The organism is Micromonospora sp. NPDC092111 (assembly GCF_044755745.1).
Taxonomy (GTDB): domain Bacteria; phylum Actinomycetota; class Actinomycetes; order Mycobacteriales; family Micromonosporaceae; genus Micromonospora.
On sequence record NZ_JBIVRQ010000001.1, the window covers coordinates 412,793 to 436,045 of the forward strand.

14 protein-coding genes are annotated in these 23,253 nt (G+C 75.0%); 9 read left to right on the plus strand and 5 right to left on the minus strand.

What is annotated here, in order from left to right; all coding sequences use genetic code 11:
* Positions 1-2 precede the first annotated feature (2 nt).
* Complete coding sequence (locus tag ACIQG9_RS01785; protein WP_400397327.1) at positions 3-1,151, plus strand: glycosyltransferase family 4 protein; 1,149 nt, start codon at positions 3-5, stop codon at positions 1,149-1,151.
* Here the strand turns inward: ACIQG9_RS01785 and ACIQG9_RS01790 are convergent.
* A complete protein-coding gene (locus tag ACIQG9_RS01790; RefSeq protein ID WP_400397330.1) occupies positions 1,111-4,005 on the minus strand; it encodes a condensation domain-containing protein in 2,895 nt (964 codons plus the stop codon). The two genes, ACIQG9_RS01785 and ACIQG9_RS01790, sit on opposite strands and share 41 nt — an antisense overlap.
* A gap of 139 nt (positions 4,006-4,144) precedes the next feature.
* Between ACIQG9_RS01790 and ACIQG9_RS01795 the strand changes: the two genes are divergently transcribed.
* The 7 genes from ACIQG9_RS01795 (at position 4,145) to ACIQG9_RS01825 (ending at position 17,962) form a co-directional block, all read left to right on the plus strand.
* Positions 4,145-9,670 carry an amino acid adenylation domain-containing protein gene (locus ACIQG9_RS01795; RefSeq protein WP_400397333.1) on the plus strand — a complete coding sequence of 1,842 codons (5,526 nt, stop codon included), beginning with the start codon at positions 4,145-4,147 and terminating at the stop codon, positions 9,668-9,670.
* Position 9,671: 1 nt separating this feature from the next.
* Entirely contained in the window at positions 9,672-11,183 is a 1,512-nt protein-coding gene (locus ACIQG9_RS01800; RefSeq protein ID WP_400397336.1) for an AMP-binding protein, read from the plus strand.
* Positions 11,184-11,206: 23 nt separating this feature from the next.
* A complete protein-coding gene (locus tag ACIQG9_RS01805; RefSeq protein ID WP_400397339.1) occupies positions 11,207-14,323 on the plus strand; it encodes an amino acid adenylation domain-containing protein in 3,117 nt (1,038 codons plus the stop codon).
* The gene (locus tag ACIQG9_RS01810; protein ID WP_400397342.1) at positions 14,323-14,604 is read left to right on the plus strand and encodes an acyl carrier protein; all 282 of its coding nucleotides are present in this window, start codon (positions 14,323-14,325) and stop codon (positions 14,602-14,604) included. Before ACIQG9_RS01805 ends, ACIQG9_RS01810 begins: the two co-directional genes overlap by 1 nt.
* A gap of 148 nt (positions 14,605-14,752) precedes the next feature.
* Positions 14,753-15,346 carry a GNAT family N-acetyltransferase gene (locus ACIQG9_RS01815; protein ID WP_400397344.1) on the plus strand — a complete coding sequence of 198 codons (594 nt, stop codon included), beginning with the start codon at positions 14,753-14,755 and terminating at the stop codon, positions 15,344-15,346.
* A gap of 26 nt (positions 15,347-15,372) precedes the next feature.
* Positions 15,373-16,551 (plus strand): trans-sulfuration enzyme family protein, encoded by a 1,179-nt coding sequence (locus tag ACIQG9_RS01820; RefSeq protein WP_400397346.1) that lies wholly within the window; start codon positions 15,373-15,375, stop codon positions 16,549-16,551.
* A 280-nt stretch (positions 16,552-16,831) separates the two neighbouring features.
* Positions 16,832-17,962, plus strand: a complete 1,131-nt coding sequence (locus tag ACIQG9_RS01825) for a hypothetical protein (RefSeq protein WP_400397348.1) — start codon at positions 16,832-16,834, stop codon at positions 17,960-17,962.
* A 164-nt stretch (positions 17,963-18,126) separates the two neighbouring features.
* Here ACIQG9_RS01825 and ACIQG9_RS01830 read toward each other — a convergent pair whose 3' ends face one another.
* The 4 genes from ACIQG9_RS01830 to ACIQG9_RS01845 form a co-directional block, all read right to left on the minus strand.
* Positions 18,127-19,413, minus strand: a complete 1,287-nt coding sequence (locus ACIQG9_RS01830) for an NAD(P)/FAD-dependent oxidoreductase (RefSeq protein WP_400397351.1) — start codon at positions 19,411-19,413, stop codon at positions 18,127-18,129.
* Between the two features lie 23 nt (positions 19,414-19,436).
* Complete coding sequence (locus ACIQG9_RS01835; RefSeq protein ID WP_400397353.1) at positions 19,437-19,844, minus strand: hypothetical protein; 408 nt, start codon at positions 19,842-19,844, stop codon at positions 19,437-19,439.
* On the minus strand, positions 19,841-20,122 hold the full coding sequence (locus tag ACIQG9_RS01840) for a potassium transporter TrkA (protein ID WP_400397356.1): 282 nt from the start codon (positions 20,120-20,122) through the stop codon (positions 19,841-19,843). The genes ACIQG9_RS01835 and ACIQG9_RS01840 overlap by 4 nt, the downstream gene beginning before the upstream one ends.
* Positions 20,123-20,481: 359 nt before the next feature.
* Positions 20,482-20,688 (minus strand): hypothetical protein, encoded by a 207-nt coding sequence (locus tag ACIQG9_RS01845; protein WP_400397359.1) that lies wholly within the window; start codon positions 20,686-20,688, stop codon positions 20,482-20,484.
* A gap of 184 nt (positions 20,689-20,872) precedes the next feature.
* Between ACIQG9_RS01845 and ACIQG9_RS01850 the strand changes: the two genes are divergently transcribed.
* Positions 20,873-23,215 carry a lysylphosphatidylglycerol synthase domain-containing protein gene (locus tag ACIQG9_RS01850; protein ID WP_400397362.1) on the plus strand — a complete coding sequence of 781 codons (2,343 nt, stop codon included), beginning with the start codon at positions 20,873-20,875 and terminating at the stop codon, positions 23,213-23,215.
* Positions 23,216-23,253 lie beyond the last annotated feature (38 nt).

The following is a 23,253-nucleotide window of genomic DNA, read 5'->3' on the forward strand; positions in this document are numbered from 1 at the left end:
CCGTGAACCACCAGGAACCGCAGTACGACCTCACCGTCGCGCTCACCTACTACACCCCGTACATCAGCGGGGTGACCCACACGGCCCGGACCGTCGCCGAGGGCATGGCCGCACGCGGCTGGCGGGTGGCCGTGGTGACCAGCCAGCACGACCGGTCGGTGCCCCGCCGGGAGACCCTCAACGGGGTGGACGTCTACCGGTCCCCGGTGCTCGGCCAGATCACCCGGGCGCAGATCAGCCCCGCCTACCCGGTCGAGGCCGCCCGGGTGGCCCGCCGGTCCTCGCTGCTCTACCTGAACCTGCCGATGGCCGAGGCCGCGCTGCTGGCCCGGCTCGCCCGGCCCACCCCGATCGTGAGCATGCTGCACATCGACCTGTACCTGCCGCCCGGACTGCTCAACCGGATCGCGGTCAACGCCTCCGACGTCACCTCCCGGGCCGCGATCCGCCGCTCCGTGGCGGTGGTGACCAACAGCGAGGACCAGGCCCACGCGTCGAAGTTCTGGCCCCTGGTGCAGCAGCGGGAGTTCCGGCCCATCCCCGCGCCGTGCCTGGACCGCCGGGGCGGCCGGCCGCGCTACCGGCGCACCGGCGGGCTGCACGTCGGCTTCCTCGGCCGCATCGTCGAGGACAAGGGCATCCCGTATCTCGTCCGGGCGTTCAAGCGGATCGCCGATCCCGACGCCCGGCTGCTGATCGGCGGCAACTACCGGACGGTGATGGGCGGCGACAACCTGGCCGACATCCGCGCGGAGATCGGCGCGGACAGCCGCATCCAGGTGCTCGGGGAACTGCGGGGCCAGGAGATCGACGACTTCTACGCCTCGATCGACGTGTTCGCGCTGCCCTCGGTGGCGGAGTCGTTCGGCATCGTGCAGGCCGAGGCGATGATGTGCGGCGTGCCGTCGGTGACCACCGACCTGCCCGGCGGGCGGTACCCGGTGCTGGCGACGCAGTTCGGCACGCTGGTGCCGCCCCGGGACCCGGAGGCGCTGCACCAGGCGATCCGCGAGCTGGCAGCGGCACCGGCGGACTGGCGGGAGGCCAAGGCCCGGGAGGCGCGGAAGCTGTTCGCGGCCGAACGCAGCCTGGACGAGCACGAGGAGCTGTTCACGCTGGTCCGGGAGCGGGCCGGCCGGCGGGTGCACTGACCGACCCGACGGGCCGGCCGGCCGGCACGCGCCCGGTGGCCGGGGACCACGGCCAGGGCACGTCACCGAAGGCCGCCTCCACCAGCAGCGCCTCGACGCCGCGCAGGAACCGCTCGACCCCGTCCGCCGGGAGGTACCGGGTGTCGGCGGTGACCACCAGCTCCACCGCGCCGGGGGCGTCGAGCACCTGCACCCGGCAACGCCACGGGAACCGGTCCAGCCCCGCCAGCCAGCGGAACGCGCCGTCGGCCACCATCGCCCGCAGCGCCGTCCCGTCCGGGGCCGCCGGGCCGGGATCGACGTCGTGCGACAGCCGGGTGTCGTTGAGGTAGCAGAACGGGGCCAGCACCGTCCGGTGGTCGTGGCCCAGGTCGGTGAAGGCGCGCTCGAACGCCGCCGGGTCGTAGTAGGCGTGCCGGTAGGCGTCCAGCGCCGCCCGCCGGGCCCGGGACAGCAACTCGGCGAAGTCGGGCCGGTCGGCCAGGTCGAGCCGGCACAGCCCGATCTGGTTGAGGGTGCCGACCGCCCGGTCGTAGCCGGGCTGGAAGCGGTTGTTCGCCATCACGACGATCCCGCAGCCGTCCCGCCCGCTGTCCCCGGTCAGCACGGCGGCGGTCGCCGCCAGCAGGGCGGTGGAGGTGCTGATGCCGTGCCGGGCCGCCACCAGCCGGGCCGCGTGGTGGACCGCCGGGGAGACCAGCGAACCCCGCCGGTGGCGGGGGGTCGCCCCGGGGCCGACCGGGTCGGCCAGGCTCGCCGCCAGACCGGCGTACTGCCGGACCCAGTACGCCACCGCCCGCTCCGAGCGACGCGGCTCGACCCGGCGCTCCCGCTCGGCCAGGTCCAGCGACTGGAGGCCGGGCGGGGTGTCCAGCGACCCGCGTAGCAGCAGCACCCGCAGGTCACGCAGCACGGTGGTGGCGGCGTGGAAGTCGACCGCGGAGTGGCTGAACACCACCACGACCTGCCGTACCCGGTCGTCCACCGTGACCAGCGCGACCCGCAGCGGGCACTCGGTGACGTGGTCGAAGCGCGGCTCGGCGAGCCGCGCGGCCAGGTCCGCCGCGGCGGACCGGCCGTCGGGGTCGTCCGGCGGCCGGGGCACGGCGTGCACGAGGACGGGCAGCCGCCCGGCCGCTGCCGCCTCCTGGTGCAGTTCCCCGTCCCGGCAGCGGATCCGGGTCCGCAGCGACTCGTGCCGGGCGACCAGCCCGCCGACCGCCCGCAGCGCCCGTGGCACGGCCACGTCGGCCCGCGCGGAGACGGCCAGGGTACGGGGCAGACTCAGCACCCGGTACGCGGCGGGTGACTCGAACTCCTCGACGGTCCGCCACATCGCCCGCTGCCCCCAGGTCAACGGCGCGGTCCCGGCCCGCCCGCCCTGGAACTCCGCGTACGCCACCGGCTCGGCACCCGCGACGCCGGGTGGCACCGGCGCGGCGGCCATCGTGGCCGGGGCACCGCCGGGCGACCAGGGCCACGGCACCTCGGCGAAGGCCGACTCCACCAGCAACTCCTCCAGCCCGCGCAGGAACGGTTCGACGGTGTCCAGCGCGATGTGCCGGGTGTCGACGGTGAGCGTGACGCCCACCCCGGCCGGCTCGTCGACCACGTGGGTCAGCAGGTGCCAGGACGCCTGCTCCAGCCCCGTGGTCCAGGAGAACGTGCTGCCCGCCGTGGCGGACCGCAGCTCGTCCCGGGTCACCTCCGGCACCGGATCGACGCCGCCGACCGGCAGCCGGACGTCGTTGAAATAGTAGTGCGGCAGGAAGACCGAGGCGTAGTCGACCCCCCGTTCCTCGAATGCGTGACGCAGCGCCGACGGCTGGTAATAGGCGTGCCGCAGGCCGTCCAGGGAGGCCGCCCAGACGCGGGACAACAGCTCGCCGAAATCGGGGCGTCCCGCCAGGTCCACCACGCAGAAACCGATCTGGCCGAGATTTGCGACGGCATTCGCGTAACCGGCGCGGAACCGATTGTGCGCCATCGGGAAGAGGCCGCACACCTGCCGCCCGGACCCGCCGGCCGCCAGCGCCGTCACCCCGGCCAGCAGCACCGCCGAGACGCTGACCCGGTGCCGGGCGGCGATCAGCCGGGCGGCCGTGTCGACGGCGGAGGAGACCAGCACGCCCCGGCGTAGCGGGGGTTCCAGCCCCGGCCCGGCCGGCTCGAATGGCGGCCCGGACAGCCGTCGGAACTCCCGGAGCCAGTGGGCCACCGCCCGCTCCGAACGGCGGACGTCGGGCCCGTGCTGGAGTCGCGCCACGTCCACCGACTGGGGGCCGGACGGGGTGGACAGGGCCCCGCGCAGCAGGATCAGCCGCAGCTCCCGCAGCACCAGCTCGGCGGCGTGCGCGTCCACGGTGGAGTGGCTGAACACCACCACGACCTGCCGTACCCGGTCGTCCACCGTGACCAGCGCGACCCGCAGCGGCCACTCGGCGGCGTGGTCGAAGGCGACGTCGCCGAGCCGGCCGGCGGCGTCCTGGGCGGCCTGGGCACCGTCGCCCGTGCCGGCGCGGACCAGCACCGGCAGCACCCCGGCCGCCGCCGTCTCCTGCCGTGGCTCGCCGTCGACCACCCCGACCCGGGTGCGCAGCGACCCGTGCCGGCCGACCCACACGCCCACCGCCCGGGTGGCGGCGGCCAGGTCCAGCCCGGCCCTCGCGGACACCGGCACGGTCCGCCGCAGGTTGAGGAAGACGTGGTTGGAGCCGAACCGGGCCATCGAGCGCCACATCACCTGCTGGGCCCAGGTCAGCGGCGCCCAACCGGCCTCCGCGCCCGAGAACTCGGCGTGCACCAGCGTCTCCGAGGCCCATTCGGCGGGCACCACCACGTCAGCGAATCGCATTCCCGACCGTACGACGGTCCGTTCGGCGCCGAATCGATCGATCGTGTTTTCCATAGTGGACCATTCAGCCGATCCGGTACTTCGGGCCCGGCGTGCACACTACTGGCCCCTGCCCGCCATCTCCGTCAGAAGGCACCGCGTGACCAACGTTGACATACCGACGCGGGCCACCCCCATCCCGCCGAATTCGACCTTCCCCCGCACCACCGGAAAACCCCACCTGTCATTCGGTCAGGAACGGATCTGGTTCACCGAACAGCTCACCCCGGGCACCGCCGCGTACGTCGTCTACTCGACCGTACGGCTGCGCGGGCCGCTGGACGTCGACCTGCTGCGCGCCGCCGTCGACGCCACCGCCGCCCGGCACGACAGCCTGCGCATGCGGTTCACCGAGAACGCCGACGGCGAACCGGTCGTGCAGGTGTTGCCCGAGGTACGGGTGCCGGTCACCGTCGCCACCGCGCCGACCGAGGCGGACGCCCGCGAGCTGGTGGCCGCCTCCGTCCGCACCCCGTTCGACCTCGGCGCCGCTCCCCTGCTGCGGGTGCTCGTCGTCCGGCTGGCCGACACCGAGCACGTGCTGCACCTGGCGATGCACCACATCGTCAGCGACGGCTGGTCGCTGGACCTGCTCCTCGGCGAGATCGCCGCCGGCTACGGCGCGCTGCGCGACGGCGGCGACCCGCCCCCGGCCCCGCCGACCGGGTACGTCGACTACGCCGCCTGGCAGCGGGACCGGCTGGACGGGCCGGCGACCGGGGACGGGTTCGCCCACTGGACCACCGCACTGGCCGGCGTGCCGCCGCTGGAGCTGCCCACCGACCGGCCCCGACCGGCCGTGCAGTCGTACGCCGGCGGCACCCACCGTTTCACCATCGACGCCGACCTCACCGACGGGCTGCGCCGGCTGAGCCGCGCCCACCGGGCCACCCTCTACATGACCCTGCTCACCGGTCTACAGGCCGTGCTGTTCCGGTACAGCGGCCAGCGGGACTTCGCGGTCGGCTCCCCGGTCGCCGGCCGGGTGGTCCCGGAGCTGGAGCACCTCGTCGGCCTGTTCGTCAACACCCTCGCCCTGCGCGCCGACCTGTCCCCGGTCGGGGCGACCGCCGACGACCCCGGCGCCGAACCCAGCTTCGCGGCCCTGCTGCGGCGCACCCGGACCACCGTCGTCCGGGCCCTGGCCCACCAGGAGATCCCGTTCGAACGCCTGGTCAAGGAGCTCAACGTCGCCCGGGACGTCAGCCGGGCCCCGGTGTTCCAGGTGCTGTTCACCCTGCAGAACTACGCCCGCGACGGCGGCCGGTGGCCCGACGACCTGCACGCCGAGGGTGTCGGCACCGACGCCGCCACCGCCCGCTTCGACCTGTCGCTGTACGTCGGCGAGACCGCCGACGGCCTGCGCTGCATGTTCGTGCACAACACCGACCTGTTCGACGCCGCCACCGTAGACCGGCTGGCCGCGAGCTTCGCGCACCTGCTGCGCGCCGCGGTCGCCCGGCCGGACCTGCCCGTCGCCGACCTGGACCTGCTCGGCCCCGCCGAACGGGACCGGATGCTGGCCCTCGCCCGACCCGACCGGGACGGCACCGCCGCCGGGGTCACCGGCCCGGCGACCATCCTGGCCGACCTCGTCGACCCGCACGTCGCCGCCACCCCCGACGCCCCGGCCGTGGTCTGCGGCCCGGACGCGGTCAGCTACCGGGAGCTGGACCGGCGGGCCAACCAGCTCGCCCACTGGCTGCGCGCTCGCGGCGTCGGCCCGGACCGGCTGGTCGGGGTGTTGCTGGAACAGTCGGTCGAGCTGGCCGTGACCCTGCTCGGGGTGCTGCGGGCCGGCGGGGCGTACCTGCCGCTGGACCCGGAGCAGCCCGCCGCCCGGCTCGGCCTGATGCTCGCCGACGCCCGCCCGACCGTGGTGCTGACCAGCGCCGAGCTGCGCGACCGGCTGCCCGCCGAGGCGGCGACGGCCGACCTGGACGAGATCGCCGCCGAGGTCACGGCCCGACCCGACACCCCACCGGCCACCGGCACGACCGGCGGGAATCTCGCGTACGTCATCTACACCTCCGGCTCCACCGGCACCCCGAAGGGGGTGGCGGTGGCGCACCGGCAGGTGCTGCGCTACCTCGACGGGGTGGCCGACCGGTTCCCGGTCGTCCCGGCCGCCCGGTACGGGCTGCTCCAGTCGATGTCGTTCGACTTCAGCGTCACCGTCTTCTACCTGGCGCTGGCCACCGGCGGCGCGGTGCACCTGCTGCCCCGCCGGGGCACCGGCGCCGAACTCGCCGAGCGGCTGCGCGCCGAACGCATCGACTACCTGAAGATCACCCCGTCGCACCTGACGGCGCTGACCGCCGACGCCGGGCCGGGCGACCTGCTGCCCGCCCGCGCGCTGGTCCTCGGCGGCGAGGCGTCCGACCTGGAGCGGATCGCCCCGCTCGCGGCGGCCGGCCCGGCCCGGGTGTTCAACCACTACGGTCCCACCGAGGCCACCGTCGGCGTCGCCACGTACGAGGTGACGGCCGGCGGGCCGGGCACCGGCCCGGTGCCGACCGGCCGGCCCCTGCCACACGCCTCGGTGTACGTGCTCGACGAGCGGATGCGCCCGGTGCCGCTCGGGGTGCCCGGCGAGCTGTACCTCGGCGGGGACCGGCTCGCCCGCGGCTACCTGAACCGGCCCGGCCTGACCGCCGAGCGGTTCGTGCCCGACCCGTACGGGCCGCCGGGCGCCCGCCTCTACCGCACCGGCGACCTGGGCCGCTGGCGCCCGGACGGGCAGCTCGTCTTCCTCGGCCGCCGCGACCACCAGGTGAAGATCCGCGGCTACCGGGTCGAGCTGGGCGAGGTCGAGGCCGCCCTGCGGGACTGCCCCGGAGTCCGGCAGGCGGCGGTGCTGCTGCGCGACGACCGGCTGGTGGCGTACCTGGAGTCGACGCCCGGCGCGCTCGTGCCGGAGGTGCCGGAGCTGCGCCGCCGGCTCGCCGACCGGCTGCCCGAGCACATGGTGCCCAGCCGCTGGGTGCGCCTGGACCGGCTGCCGTTGCAGGAGCACGGCAAGGTGGACCGGCGGGCCCTGCCGGAGCCGACCGCCGACGACGGGCCGACCGGCGAGCGGGTGACGCCGGTCGGGCCGGTGGAGGACCTGGTGGCCGGGATCTGGCGGGCCGTGCTCGGGGTGGCCGAGGTCGGTGCCACCGACGACTTCTTCGACCTGGGCGGGCACTCCCTGCTGGCCACCCAGGTGGTGGCCCGGCTGCGCCGGGAACTGCCCACCGTCGTCGCGGGCGCCACCCCTGCGGTCAGCGTGATGGACCTGTTCCGCTACCGCACCGTACGCGAGCTGGCCGGCCTCGTCACCGGGGCCGGCGCCGGCCCCGGCGGGCTGCTGCACGAGCTGACCCCACCGGCGCCCGCCACCGACCGGGTCGCCACCCTGGTCTGCGTCCCGTACGGCGGCGGCAGCGCCGTGGTGTACCAGCCGCTGGCCGACGCGCTGCCGGCCGGCTACCGGCTGCTGTCGGTGGCCGTGCCCGGCCACGACATCGGCCTCGCCGACGACCCCGCGCCCATCTCCGACGTCGCCGCCGACGTCGTCGAGGAGATCCTGGCCCGGGTGACGGGCCCGCTGATCCTGTACGGACACTGCGGCCCCGGCGGGGCGCTGGCCGTGGAGGTGGCCCGCCGGCTGGAGGCCGCCGGCCGGGACCTGGTGGCGGTGTACCTGGGCGCGGTCTTCCCGTTCGGCCGGCCCGCCGGCGGCCCGCTCGGGCCGCTGCTGCGGCTGCGGCTGGCCGAACGCCTGCGCAGCGACCGGATCTACCGCACCTGGCTCCAGGCCCAGGGCACCGCCGTCGGGTCGCTCGCGCCCGACGAGGTCCGGTTCCTGGTCCGGGCGATGCGGCACGACGCCCGGGTCTCCGAGGACTACTTCACCGAGCTGATGCGGCAGCGGGTCACCCCGCTGCGCGCGCCGGTCGTCTCCGTGGTCGGCGAGCGGGACCGCAGCACCGACTACCACGAGGAGCGCTACCGGGAATGGCACTTCCTCAGCGACCGCACCGCGCTGGCGGTGATCGACGAGGGTAGCCACTACTTCCTGAAGTACCGGGCCGGTGAACTGGCCGAGATCGTCACCGGCGTGCACCGGCAGCTCGACGCGCCGCCCCCGCCCACGCCGGCCGGGCCGGACGCCACGACACCCGCCTGGCAGCTCGCCGGCGTCTCCCACCGGCCCGCCGACGGGCACCCGACGCCGGACGCGCCGACTCCGGCGGCCACCGCGCCACCGCCGAGCCTGCGCCGCTTCGGCCTGGTCGCGGCCGGCCAGGTGGTCTCCGGGATGGGCACCGCGCTGACCACCTTCGCGGTGCCACTGTGGATCTACACGCAGACCGGGTCGCTCGCCCGGTTCGCCCTCTTCGCCGTGCTCGGCCTGCTGCCCGGCCTGCTCGTCGCGCCGCTGGCCGGGGCGCTGGTCGACCGGACCAGCCGGCGGCGGGTCCTGCTGCTCGCCGGCACCGCCGCCGGGGGCGCCAACGCGGTGATGGCCGGGCTGGTGCTGACCGACCGGGCCGAGGTGTGGCACTTCTACCCGCTGGTCGCCTGGCTGTCGGTGGCGCTGGCCTGCCAACGCCTCGCGTTCGTCTCGGCGGTGCCGCAGCTCGTGCCCAAACACTTCCTCGGTCACGCCAACGGCCTCACCCAGACCGCCGTCGGCCTCACCCAGTTCACCGTGCCGCTGGTCGCCGTGGCGCTGCTGGAGGCCGTCGGGCTGCGCGGCATCCTGCTCATCGACGTGGTGTCGTACCTGTTCGCGATCGGGGTGCTGGCGGTCGTCCGGTTCCCCCGTACCCTCGCCCTGCAACGCCGGGAGAGCATCGGGACGGAGATCGTCGCCGGGCTGCGCTACTCGCTGCGACGCCGGGAGTTCCGGGCCATGCTGGCGTTCTTCGCCGCACTGAACTTCTTCCTGTTCCCCGCGCTGTTCCTGCTCTCCCCGCTGGTGCTCGGCTTCGCCGACCTCACCGACGTGTCGCGCGTCGCGCTGACCGGCGGGGTCGGCGCGGCCACCGGCGGCCTGGTGATGCTGCTCTGGGGCGGGCCCCGCCGACGCCGGATGCGGGCGGTGCTGCTCGGCACCCTCGGTATCGCGGTGGCCGCCGTGCTGACCGGGCTGCGGCCCAACCTGCTGCTGATCGGCGCGGGCGCGTTCGGCATGTACCTGGCGCTGGGCATCGTCAACGGCGTCTACAACACGATCATCCAGACCAAGGTGCCGCCCCGCGTGCACGGCCGGGTGTTCGCGCTCAACCAGATGGTGGCGCAGTCCACCCTGCCGCTGGGCTGGGGCATCGTCGCCCCGTTCGCCGCCCGGGTGGTCGAGCCGATGCTGCTGCCCGACGGCGCGCTGGCCGGCACGGTCGGCGCGGTGCTCGGCGTCGGCCCGGGGCGGGGCCACGGGCTGCTCTACGTGCTGTTCGGGGTGTGCATCGCGCTGACCGCGCTGGTGTCGCTGGCCACGCCCGCCCTCGCCCGGTTCGACGACGAGGTGCCCGACGCGCCACCGGACGACCTCATCGGCATCGAGGAACGGCGGGCCAGGGCCGCCGGCGGCGGGGCACGCCCGGCTCTGGTCGCCACGGCCGGACGGGAGGTGGGCTGAGGTGACCGCGACGACCACCGGCGGCGGGACGCCCCCGCCCCGGACCCTGCCCGGTCTGCTCGACTGGCGCACCGCCCTGCACCCGGACCGGGTGGCGGTCGAGGTGCACGGGGTGGCGGCGCTGACCTTCGCCGAGTGGTCCGCCGGCGCGACCGCCGTCGCCGGCGCGCTGCTGCGTCGGGGCCTGCGCCGGGGCGACCGCGTCGGCCTGGTGTTCGGCGCCCGGGACTGGACCCGGTACGCCGTGGCGTACTGCGGGGTGCTGCGGGCCGGCGGGGTCGCCGTACCGCTGTCCGACCGGCTCGCCGCCGGGCAGCTCGGGCACGCGCTGACGCACTGCGCGGCCACCGCCGTCGTGCACGGCGACGACACCACCGCCCCGCCGGCCCCGCCCGGTCTGCCGGTCTGGACCTGCGGCGACCTGCTCGCCGGACCCGGCGACGACCCCGACCCGGCCGCCGCCCGCCCCGGCGACCACGCGCAGATCCTCTACACCTCCGGCACGACCGGCCGCCCCAAGGGTGTGGCGGCCAGCCACGCCAACCTCACCGCCGGCGCGCCGAACCACCCGCGCCGGCTGGCCCTGGCCCACTCGGAACGGTTCCTGCACGCCTTCGCCATCGGCACCAACGCCGGGCAGACCATGCTGCTCAACGCGCTCACCGCGAAGGCCGCCGCGCTCACCCTGCCCCGGTTCACCCCGGCCCGGTTCGCCCGGCTGGTCGAGGCTCCGGGCACGGGCACCGTGTTCGTGGTCCCGTCGATCGCCGTCGAACTGCTCGACTCCGGGGCGCTGCGCGGCCGGGACACCTCCGGCGTGCAGCTCATCGGCTCCACCGCCGCGCCCCTGGCCCCGGCGGTCGCGGCCCGGCTGGCCGAGGCGTTCCCGCAGGCCACGATCGTCAACTACTACACCTCCACCGAGGCGGCCCCGGCCCAGACCACCATGATCTACGACCCGGCCCGGCGGGACGCGGTCGGCCGGCCGGTCGGCGGCCAGCTCATGGTCGCCGACGCCGACGGCAACCCGCTGCCCGCCGGGACGACCGGCGACGTGTGGCTGCGCGCCCCGTACCCCCGCGCCTACTACCGCGACGACGCGGCCAACCGGGCCACCTTCCGGGACGGCTGGGTACGGATGGGCGACGTCGGCCGCGTCGACGCCGACGGCTACCTGTACCTCACCGACCGGCACCAGGACGTGATCAAGACCGGCGCGTTCAAGGTCTCCACCCTGGAGGTCGAGGCGGCCCTGCACGAGCACCCGCTCGTCGCCGAGGCAGCCGTCGTCGGCGTGCCGCACCCGGTGCTCGGCTCGGCGGTGGCCGCCGCCGTGGTGCCCCGGGCGCAGGCCGGCCCGGACGGGCTGTCCCTGCCGGCGCTGCGCGGCTTCCTCGTCGACCGGCTGGCCGACTACCAGCTACCCGCCCGGCTCCTGCTGCTGGACCGGCTGCCCCGCAACGAGGGCGGCAAGGTGCTCAAACGGCAGCTCACCAGCCTGTTCGACAACTGACCACCAGCACCGAAGGTACGACCATGGGAGATCATGTGGGCACCGCCGAGGCGACATCCGCGCAGCACGCCGTCTGGTTCACCGAGCAGGCCGGGGTCGCCGGCACGGCGTACCACATGGCGCTGGGCGTCCGGTTCGCCGCCGAACTCGACCGGCCGGCGCTCGTCGCGGCGTGCGCCACGGTGACCGACCGGCACCCGGTGCTGGCCGCCCGGGTCGCCACCGACGACGACGGCACGCCCCGGCTGGCGCCGGCCGACACCCGCCCGACGGTCACGTTCGGCGAGCTGACCGACGCCCGGGTCGCCGAGGAGATCGCCCGTCCGCACGACCTGCGGTCCGGGCCGCTGTCCCGGTTCACCCTGCTGACCGGCGTCGACGGGACGCACCTGCTGCTCGTCACCGCCCACCACCTGGCCTTCGACGGCATGTCCAAGGACGTCCTCGCCCGCGACCTGGCCGCCGCGTACGCCGCCGCAACCGGCGGCCCGGCGCAGGGTGCCGACGGGTACGCCGGCCCGGGGCGGGGCGCCGACGACTACGCGGGCCTCGCGGCGGCCGAACAGCAGCGCGTCGCCGTCGACCTGCCCGCCGCCCGCGACTACTGGGCGCGGCACTGGTCCGGCCCCGGCGACGTGGTCCTGCCCGGCCTGCGCCGGCTGCCCACCGGCGCGGAGCCCGGCGCCGCCGTGCCCGTCGACCTGCCCGCCGAGCTGGTCGACGGCGTCGACCGGGCCGCCCGGTCGATCGGGGTGACCCGCTTCGAGCTGCTCCTCGCCGTGCTGCACGCCCTGCTCGCGCGGTACGGCAACCGGGGCACGCCGGTCGGGGTGGCGCTGTCCACCCGCACCCCGGACCAGGCCGACCGGGTCGGGCTGTTCGTCAACGAGCTACCCGTCACCGCCGACCCGGCCGGCGACACGTTCCGCGACCACGCCCGCGCCGTCCGGGCCCGGCTGCGCGAGGTGTACCGGCACCGCGCCGTGCCGCTGGCCCACGCCGTGCCCGGACTGCGGCCCGCGCCGGCGGCGACCCCGGTCAGCATCGGCTACCGGCGGCGCGGCACCGAGCCGGTCTTCCCCCGGGTGACCAGCGAGGTCGACTGGACGCTGTTCTGCGGTGCCGCCCGCAACGCCCTGCACGTGCAGATCGTGGACGCCCCCACCGGCATCACGGTCAGCCTCCAGCACAGCCCGTCGGCCATCGACACCGACGCGGTACGCCGGATCGGCGGGCAGCTACGCACCATGCTGGCCGGGGCGGTCGCCGACCCCGACCGGCCGGTGGCGGACCTGCCGGCGCTGCCCGCCGACGAACTGGACCGGGTCACCCGGGCCTGGAACGACACCGCCCGGGAGTACCCCGCCGGAGCGACCGTGCCCGCCCTGTTCGCCGCCCGGGTCGCCGCCGACCCGGACGCGCCGGCCGTCGTCGACGGCGACCGGACGCTGAGCTACGCCCAGCTCGACGCCGCCGCCACCCGGCTCGCCGCGCTGCTCCGGCAGCGGGGGGTCGAGCCCGGCGCGCTCGTCGCGGTCGCGCTGGACCGGTCCTGGCAGGCGGTGGTCACCCTGCTGGCGGTGCTGCGCTGCCGCGCCGCGTACCTGCCGGTCGACCCGGGCCACCCGCCGGCCCGCCAGCAGCTCGTCCTCGCCGACGCCGAGCCGGCGCTGGTCGTCACGTCCGCCGCGACCGAGCTGGCCCGGCCCACGCTCGCCCTCGACCGGACCGACCTGCTCGACGGCCCCGTCCCGGCGCAGGCCGCCGCCACCGGGACGCCGGCGGCCGACGACCTCGCGTACGTGCTCTACACCTCCGGCTCGACCGGCCACCCGAAGGGCGTGGCGGTGCGGCACGGGGCGCTGGCCAACCTGCTGCTGGGCGTGCGGGACCTGCTGGACAGCGGCCCCGAGCACCGGTGGCTGCACCTGACGTCGCTGTCGTTCGACATCTCCGCCGTGGAGGTCTTCCTGCCGCTGGTCACCGGCGGCCGGGTGGTCGTCGCCTCGGCCGTCAGCGCCCTGGACGGGGCGGGCGTGCTGCGGCTGGTGCGCGCCGCCGGCGTGACCCACGCCCAGGCCACCCCGTCGGGCTGGCGGGTGCTGCTGGAGGCCGGCCTGGGCGCCGCCGGGGACGCCCCGGAGCCGCTGGTCGCGGTCGCCGGCGGCGAGGCGTTGCCGGTCGCCCTGGCCCGGGACCTGCGGGCCCGCACCGCCCGCCTGGTCAACGGGTACGGGCCGACCGAGGCGACCGTGTACGCGACGATGGCCGACATCCCCGCCGACCCGGACGAGGTCACCATCGGACGGCCGCTGCCGAACGTGCGGGCGTATGTGCTGGACGAGGCGCGCCGGCCCGCGCCGGTCGGGGTGCCCGGCGAGCTGTACCTGGCCGGCGCCGGGCTGGCCGCCGGCTACCTGGGGCGGGACGACCGCACCGCCGAGCGGTTCGGACCGGCCCCGTTCGGGCCGGACGGCGAGCGGCTCTACCGCACCGGCGACCGTTGCCGGTGGCTGCCGGACGGGCGGATCGACTTCCTCGGCCGCACCGACGACCAGGTCAAGATCCGGGGGCACCGGATCGAGCTGGGTGAGATCGACGCCCGGCTGCTCGACCATCCCGACGTGACCGGTGCGGCGACGGTGCTGCGGCGGGACGCCGACGAGCCCCGCCTGGTCGCGTACCTGGTGGCCCGGACGGGCACCGCCCCGGAGCCGGCCGAGCTACGCCGGCACCTGGCGGCGAGCCTGCCGCAGGCGGTGCTGCCCACCGACTTCGTGGCGCTCGACCGGCTGCCGCTGAGCCCGAACGGCAAGGTCGACCGGGCCGCCCTGGCGGCCCTGGACGCCCCGGAGGCGACCCGCGAGGCGGCCGTGGACACGTCCCCCACCGACACCGGGACCGGCGACGACCCGGTGGTGGAGCAGCTCCGGCTGATCTGGCAGGAGGTGCTGCGGATCCCCGACATCGGTGTCCACGAGGACCTGTTCGACCTGGGCGGGCACTCGCTGACCATCACCCGGATCAGCGGCCGGATCCAGCAGCGGCTCGGGGTCGAGGTGCCGCTCGACGCCTTCTTCGACACCCCGACCATCGGGGAGATCGCCGAGATCGTCCGGCAGTCCGGAAAGGAGTTCTGATGGGTAGCACCGACCTGCGCGAGCGGATCGCGGAACTGGTCAGCGAGGCCACCGGAGGGGAGGTCCCGGCGGCCCAGGTGCTCGCCGGCGGGTCCATGATCGCCCTCGGCGTCGACTCCCTCGGACTGCTGCGCCTGGTCGACGCGATCGAGTCGGAGTACGGCGTCGAGGTCGAGCTGAGCGGCCCCGGCCGCCCACTGGACACCCTGGACGACCTGGTCGCGTTGCTGGCCGCCGCCGGGCCGGACGGCCCGGTCGAGGGGGCAGCGGCCCAGGGTTGACCTGGGCGGCACCTCTGGGCCGACGGAACCGGCCGGCCGGACGCGGCGGGCACGGGCCGGCACGCCGGGACCGGCGGCCGGCCACCGCCGGGTGCCCGCCCCGAAAATCGGGGGGCCAGCTCACCTCCGGCTTCCCTAGAATCGCCTGATGTTCCGGCCGACGTACCCGATTCGCACCGCGCGGCTCACCTTGCGCCCGGTCACGCTGGACGACCTCGACGACGTGTACGCGTATCAGCGCCGACCCGACGTCGTCCGCTGGATGCTCGGCACCGGGCCGCGGACCCGTGAGCAGTCGCGCGCGTCGGTGGTCGCGATGGCGGGCGAGGACGCGCTGCGGGCGGAGGGCGACTGCCTGACCCTGGCCGTGGTCGCCGACGCCGGGGTGATCGGGACGGTGGAGTTGGTCTGGCGCAGCCAGCTCGACCGCACGGCGGAACTCGGCTACGTCCTCCACCCCGACCACGGGGGTCGCGGGCTGGCCACCGAGGCGGCCACTGCGCTCCTGCGCTGGGGGTTCGACGAGGTGGGGCTGCACCGGATCTACGCGCGGTGCCACGGCCGGAACGAGGCGTCCGCCCGCCTGATGGTCCGGCTCGGCATGCGCCAGGAGGCGCACCACGTCGAGAGTTACCTGTTCCGGGGCGAGTGGGCCGACCAGCTCGTCTTCGCCGTCCTGGCCCACGAGTGGCCGTCCCGCGCGGCGTCCGAGGCGGGCCGGGACACCGGTGGCGTACGGTGAGTGACCGATCGGCGAGAGGAGCATCGGTGACCGGCTTCGGCACCACCGCGGTGCACGGCGACGACGGCCTGGTCCCGGCCGGGGCGGTGGCGCCGCCCATCGTGCAGAGCGCGACCTTCAGCGCCGAGTCCGACGAGCGGTTCACCGCGATCGCCACCGAGACCCGGAGCAGCGCCTTCTACACCCGGTACGGCAACCCCAACCACGCCCAGGTGGCCGCCGTGGTCGCCGAGTTGGAGGGCGCCGAGACGGGCCTGGTCACCGCCTCCGGGATGGGTGCGATCAGTACCATCGCGCTGGCCCTGCTCGCCGCCGGCGACCACGTGGTGGTGCAGCGCAGCACGTACGGCGGCACCACCTCGCTCGCCACCGGGCTGCTGGCGCGGTTCGGGGTCTCGTGCACCCAGGTCGACCAGACCGACACCGGAGCCTTCGAACGGGCGCTGCGACCACGGACCCGCCTGGTGCTGGTGGAGACACCGAGCAATCCGCTGCTGGAGCTGACCGACCTGACGGCCGTGGTGGAGTTGGCCCATGCGGCGGGCGCGCTGGTGGTGGTCGACAACACCTTCGCCACGCCGGTGAACCAGCGTCCACTGAGCACCGGGGCGGACCTGGTCTGGCACAGCGGCACCAAGTTCCTCGGCGGCCACTCCGACGTGTCGGCGGGGGTGGTCGTCGGCTCCGCCGAGCTGGTCGATCGGGTGTGGCAGACGGCGATCGTCACCGGCAGCACCCTCGGCCCGGTGGACGCCTGGCTGCTGCTGCGCGGCATCCGTACGCTGCCGCTGCGGGTGGAGCGGCACAACGCCAACGCGCTCGCCCTGGCCCGCGCCCTGGAGGGGCACCCGGCGGTGGCCCGGGTCCGCTACCCGGGGCTGCCGTCGCATCCCCAGCAGGCGCTGGCCCGTCGGCAGATGACCGGCTTCGGCGGGGTGCTCAGCGTCGACCTGACGGCGGGGCGGGCGGGGGCCGCCGGGCTGCTGGCCGGGCTGCGACTGGCCAAACGGGCGGCCAGCCTGGGCAGCGTCAGCACGCTGGTGGTGCACCCCCGGTCGATGTGGGCCGGCATCGTGGACGCCGAACAACTGACCGCCGCCGGCATCGGGGACGGGCTGGTCCGCGTCTCCACCGGCATCGAGGACACCGCCGACCTGGTGGACGACTTCCTGGCGGCGCTGGACACCGTGGCCGGTCGGGGCTAGCGGCGCCCAGGACCGTGGGCCGGGTCGGTCGGCCCGCCTGCCAGCACCGGGCCGACCGGTAGGACGGGCTCGGGGACACGAAGCCGCAATTCGCACCCACCGAAATGACCCCTGACCAGGGGTTTCATTACTCCGCCGGCGACGTACGGTTCATACAACGCTATTCGTGACGTTGGGCGGAAAACATTCACATTCCGCCCCGGCTGCGGAGGCGTCCCAGCGGGCAGCATCGACCTGCCCGCCCTTCACCACTCGATGTTCGGCGCCGGAGGTGCGGCCCGTGACGCTCTATGGATGGGATACCAGCGACTACGACGTCAGCAGGGGGTTGACCCCGGCCCGGGTCGCCGCCGCGGCGGGCCTGGGTATCCACTTTCTCACTAGCAAAGGGACGGAACAGACACCGTCCAACGTGTTCCACAGCCTGAGCTGCGGCTGGATCCTGGCCGCCGGCCGCGACGCCGGCATCCCCTACCTCGGGATGTACGTCGTGGTCCGCTCCGGGGTGCCGGCGGCCACCCAGGCGCAGACCGCGATCACCTACGCCGACACCCACCTGCCCTGGTGGCGCACCTGGCCCGGCTTCTTCTGGCAGATCGACCTGGAACGGTGGCCCTACGACGACGTCGCACCGCTCGTCGGCGTCCAGGTCGGCACCGAGCTGGAGGCACGCACCAAGAGGATCGCGGTGATGTACGCCTCCAAGGGCCAGTACGGCTCCAGTTCCCTGGGCCACTTCCCACGCTGGAACGCCAACTACCCGCACAACCTCGACGAGAGCTTCACCACCGCCTACACCAGGGCCGGCGGGGACACCGGTCCCGGCTGGGAGGCGTACGGCACCCCGTCCGCCGTGCCACGGATCTGGCAGTACACCAGCACCGCCCGGATCGGCGCGCAGCACACCTGCGACGCGAACGCGTTCCGGGGCACGGACACCGAGTTCGCGGTGATGATCGGCGCTACCACAGCAGGAGGCACGGACGTGCAGACAGTCTCTATCGTCACCATCTTCCCCGGCTTCGCGATCCCGGCGGACGGCGCCTTCCACCCCATCCGGTGGAGCGACGGCAACACCGCATACCGGATCTCCGCCACCGGAGTCATCGGTCACCAGTCGAAGATCGACCTGGTGGGTCTGCACCAGGGCGACCTGGTCCGGCTCCGGGCGGTCTACACCTTCCCCGGCAACCCGACGCAGACCGTCCAGCCGTTGAACCAGCAGACGGTGACGGTCGACCCGACGCTGATCGGTGGTGACTTCGTGACGATCAGCGCCAACGAGAACCACCAGGTCCCCGCCGGCACGACCCTCACCTTCGAGGTGGCGGTCACCCCGGTGGCCGGCACCGGCGGGCGGAACCTGAGCTTCGGCACCGCCACCCGCAAGTCGGTCCTGCTGTTCTCCTGAGGTTCCACCGCCCCGGGCGAACGAGGTTCCACCGCCCGGGGCGCACCCGGACGGCCGGATCGCCGGCGGCCAGGGTGGCTGGTCGACGCACCCGGGGTGGGGCTCCGCTGAGCGGGGCCCCACCCCACCGCCCGATCGGGCGGACCGACTCCTCGGACGACGACCTAGCGCAGCGGGTCGAACGGCGCCAACTCCGGCGGCACCTCGCCCTTGAGCACGGCCTGGGCCACCAACTGACCGGTGACGGGTCCGAGCGCGACACCCCACATGCCGTGGCCGCCGGCAACGAACACCCGTGGTGCGGCGGTGGCACCCACCAGCGGCAGCCCGTCGGGCGTGCACGGCCGGGAGCCGACCCACTCGTCGCGCCGGTCGTCGAGGTCCACGCCGGTCAGCAACGGCCGGACGGCATCGACGATGGCCCTGATCCGGCGTCCGTCGAGCGGATCGCCGGGACGGCGGAACTCCATCATCCCGGCCACCCGCAGCCGATCGCCCAACGGCGTGCAGGCCACCCGCTGCGTCGGGAAGTAGAGCGGGCCGCGCGGCATCTGCCGCACCGGCACGCTGAAGCTGTAGCCGCGACCGGCCTGCACCGGCTGCCGCATCCCGAAGCGCGCGGCCAACTCGCCGAGCAGCGCGCCGGTGGCGATGACGACCACGTCATGCTGCCGCCGCTCGCCGGTGCCACCGACCACCGCGACGCCGCCGGGCCGGGGTAGCACGTCGACCACGTCGACGCCCTCGACGATCTCACCGCCGCGCGCCCGCACCGCCTCGGCGAGCGACCGCACGAAGTCGGGCGGGTGCAGGTAGCGCTGCCCGTAGATCTGGATGGCGGCGGTCACCCGGTCGGTCAGCGCCGGTTCCAGGGCCCGCGCCCGCCACCCGGTGACCGGGTGGAAGCTGACCTCCTGACCGGCGGCGCGGATCCGCTCCAGTTCGGTCAGCAGGCCCCGGGCATCGCGTTCACCGGCGAAGCAGGCCAGGAAGCTGCTCGCCCGGTACGTCTGCGCGGCCACCCCACCGGCGGCCAACACGTCGAACGCCTCCAGCGCCCGCTCGTTCAGCGGCACGTAGGCAGCCATGCCCCGCCGCCACCGCCGCGCCGTGCTGTGCGTCACGAACGAGACGAGGAAACGCAGCAGGTCGCGGTCGGCACGCGGCGGCAGGTACACCGGTGACCGGGAACTGAGCACCGCCCGCAGCCCGTACCGCAGCACCGCCGGTTCCGGTAGCGGCGCGGTCAACCCGGGCGTCAACCATCCGGCATTGCCCCAGGAGGCCCCGGCGCCCGGTTGGTCCCGCTCGTACACCGTGACCTGCGCGCCCGCCTCCTGCAGGAACCAGGCGGTGGACAGCCCCACCATCCCGGCCCCGACGACCGCGACGTGGTGCGGTGAGCCGACCACCCGCGTCGACGGGTGCCGCTGCTCGTGTTCGGATGACATACCTGTTCCTTCTTCCGTTGTGCTCAGGCCATCCGGCGCCGGCCACGCGGCGGGATGGGCGCGGCCACGCAGCGCGGGCAGAACCTCGCCGCGGGGCGGTGGGCCAGGTACTCGATGGCGATGTCGGTCCGGCACCGTCGGCAACTGCCGTACCGGCCCTGTTCCAGGTGGGTCAGGGCGCGGGCGAGGTCGCCGAGCGCGCGACGCGACACGGCCGTCAGCGCCGCGCCGGTGTCCGTGTCGGTGGCCGGGTGGCCGGGCCGACCGGCCTGCCGGGCGAGCAACGCGAGTTGGGTGCGGTGTCGCTCGTACTGTTCTTCGAGGACCATCCGCAGCACGTCGAGCTCGTCCTGCCTGCTGGCCGGGTGCGTCCGCGCCCCGTACTCCGGCGCGGCGACCGCCGACCCGCGACGCGCGCAGCGGCGGGTCATGACCCGGATCCGGTCGGCGGCTCGTGGCCGGCGTCACCCTGGTCCCGACGGTCGGTCACCTCGACGAGGTCGATGATGCCGAGCAGCCCGGCCAGCGTGATCGCCTCGGCGCGCGTCAGGGTCAGGCTGCACGTGCTGTCCGGGTCCCGGCCGTCGTCGTGGACCAGGTCGCGACGGCCGCCGGCACGGTGGGTGACGACACCCACCCGGCGACCGTCCGCCGTGGTGAAGCAGTGGCGCATGCCGATACCGGGCAGTGGGGTGCGTTCGACTTCCATGGGGCAGCTCCGCAGGGGATGTGACGAGTGGGACCTGTGGGGTCGGCTGGTCGACACCCGCATCGCGCCGCGCGGCGGTCGCGTCGGGGATCGGTGGACCAGCCCGGTGCCGGCAGGTGCCGCCGGCCCGACGGCGCTACCCGCCCCGCCCGCGCCGGAGCCGGGCAGCGGGCCCGGTCACGATCGTGCCGAGCGCCGCAGCCCGACGGCCAGCACCCGGCGGCCCGCCGACGGTGGCCGTCAGCGGGTTGGCGGAGCGTGCGGGGTCAGCGGCGCGCGGCGCGCTCGGCCGGCAACGTGGGTTGGCGACACGACAGGCCCGACGGTGATCGGGCCGCCTCGGTCACGGCGCGCGGGTGTCAGGCGACAGCGGCGAACCGCGGCGGGGCCCGGTCGGCGGACCAGGCCGGCACACAGCCCGGCACGGCACGGCGTCCCAGCCTGAAGACGATGCACAGGCCCACCGCCCGTGCCGCGCCCAGCACGACCACGAGGACGGCCAGCACGAACAGCGTCGACAGCGGTCTGCGCCCGTCGACGCCGACATGGCTGCGCCCGGCGTGCATGCGGCGACTATAGCCGAGGTTCCTTCCGGGGCAGATCCGGTCACCCCTGGTCGAGGCCCTGGCCCGCGCTGCCCGAATCGGGCGGCCTGCGCCGAACGGCGGCACGGACCCGGGCCCGCGCCGTAGGGTCAGGCAGGGCCCGGGATCCCGATCCCGTGGCGGGTCTGGTTTGCGAGGGCTGGCGATGGACCGGAGGCATCAGCCGTCACCGGCGCTGGTGTTCAGCCTGGCCACCTCCACCGGCCTGCTCACCGCGCTCGGTCTGCTGGTCCGTCACCGAGCCGTCAGCGGCACAGAATGGCACCTGTTCACCCTGATCAACCAGCTACCGGCCGTCGTGACCCCGGTGCTGGTGGTGGTCATGCAGCTCGGTTCCTACCTCACGGTGTTCGCCGCCGCCCTGGGCGCGGTCGCGCTACGACGCCTCGCCCTCGCCCGGGACCTGCTGATTGCCGGGAACCTGGCCTACTGGCTGGCGGTGGTCGCCAAGATCGCGGTGGCGCGGGAGCGGCCCGCCGCCCTGCTGGCCGACATCCGGATCCACGACACGATCACCGGGAGGTACGGCTACCCGTCCGGGCACGTCGCGGTCGCCTCCGCGTTGGGTCTCGTCGTCGCCCGCACCGTACCCCGACACCGGCGTGGGTACGTCTGGGCGGTCGTCCTGCTGGTCGCCGTCGCCCGCGTCCACGTCGGCGCGCACCTGCCCGCCGACGCGATCGGCGGATTCCTGGTCGGCTGGCTGGCCGTCTGCCTGACCCGCCTGCTGGTCGGCCGGGCCGGCCCGCAGCAGTCGGCCGGCGGGGTCCGGCGGATGCTACGGCGGCGTGGCATCCACGTCACCGGGCTGGAACCGATCGCCGGTGACGCACGGGGTTCCCGCCCGTGGCAGGCCACCACCGCCGAGGGCCGCCGGCTCTTCGTCAAGGCCACCGGCGGCGAGCAGCGGGACGCCGACTGGGCCTACAAGGTCTACCGCCGCATCCGTTACCGCAACGTCGAGGACGAGCCGCCCTACGTCACCGCCAAACAGAAGAACGAGCACGAGGCGTACCTCTCGCTGCTCACCGCGCGGGCCGGCGTACGGACCCCCGCCTTCGTCACCGTCGTCACCGGGCGGAACGGCGACGCCCTGCTGGTCCAGGAGTTCGTCGACGGGCAACCGTTGAGCGCGGTCGGTGGCGAACTCGCACCCGCCGTGCTCAGCGAGATCTGCCGTCAGGTGGCCCTGCTGCACCGCGCCGGGCTGGCCCACCGGGACCTCCGGGCGGCGAACATCATGCTCCGGGGCGGCGATGCCTACCTCGTCGATCTGAGCTTCGGGACGGACAACGCCCCCGCCGACCAGCAGGCCCGCGACATCGTGGAACTGCTGGTCACCCTCGCCTGCCGGGCCGACGCCCGGACCGTGGTCGCCGCCGCGGTCCAGCAGTTCGGCGCCGGGCCGGTGGCGGACAGCCTGCCGTTCCTGCAACCGCCGCTGCTGTCCCGGGCCGGCCGCAGGGCAGTCCGGGAGCACCGGGACCTGCTCGATCAGCTACACGACGAGATCCTGAAGCACTGCCCGGACCGGGCGGACCGGCTCGCCCGGGTCGTCCGGATCACCCCGCGCGGCATCTTTCTGCTGGTCATGCTCGGGTTGCTCGTCCACTTCCTGCTACCCCAGATCGGCCAGGTACGCACCGCCCTGCACCTGATCCTGCACGCCGATCCGGTGGCCGTCATCCTCACCCTGCTCGGCTCGGCCCTCACCTACCTGCTCAGCGCCCTCGCACTGCGGCTGTCCGCCGCCCGCCGCCTCCCCCTCGGGCAGACCACGGTGGTGCAGGTCGCCGCGTCCTTCGCCAACCGGCTCGCCCCGGGCAGCATCGGCGGTGCCGCGCTCAGCCTCCGCTACCTGCACCAGAAGGGTCTGTCCGCGCCGGAATCGGCCACCGCGGTCGCGGTCTCCCGGATCGCCGGTGTCGTCTCCGTCGTCCTGCTGCTGCCCGTCTTGCTGCCCTTCGCCCGGCAACCGGGCCGCGACCTGGTGCGGACGGGCACCGCCAAGGGACTGCCCGTCCTCCTGGCCGTCGTCGCCGTGCTGCTCCTGGCCGCGGCGGCGCTCGCCGTGCCGCGACTGCGTACCCGGGGACACGCCGCCGCCCACCAGGCCCTCGCCGCCCTGCGGGCGCTGACCCGCAACAACCGGCTGGTCCGCCTCGTCGCCGTGTGCCTGGCCCTCACCATCACCTACGGCGCCTGCCTCTACCTGGCCCTGCTCGCCGTCGGCCTACCCACCAGCCTGGAACTCGTCCCCGCCGTGATCCTGGTGTGTGTCGTCGGCGAGGGCGTCGCCTCGGCGGCCCCGACACCCGGCGGGCTCGGCGCCACCGAGGCCGCCCTCGTCTCCGGCCTGCTGCTCTACGCGGTGGCGCCCGAGACGGCGGTGGCCGGTGTCCTGATCTACCGGCTGGCGACGTTCTGGCTGCCCGCGCTGCCCGGCTACGTCGCGCTCCGGGCCCTCGCCCGCCGACAACTGCTCTAGCGCGAGGGATGCCGGGTGCGAGGTCGCTGCCCCGCACC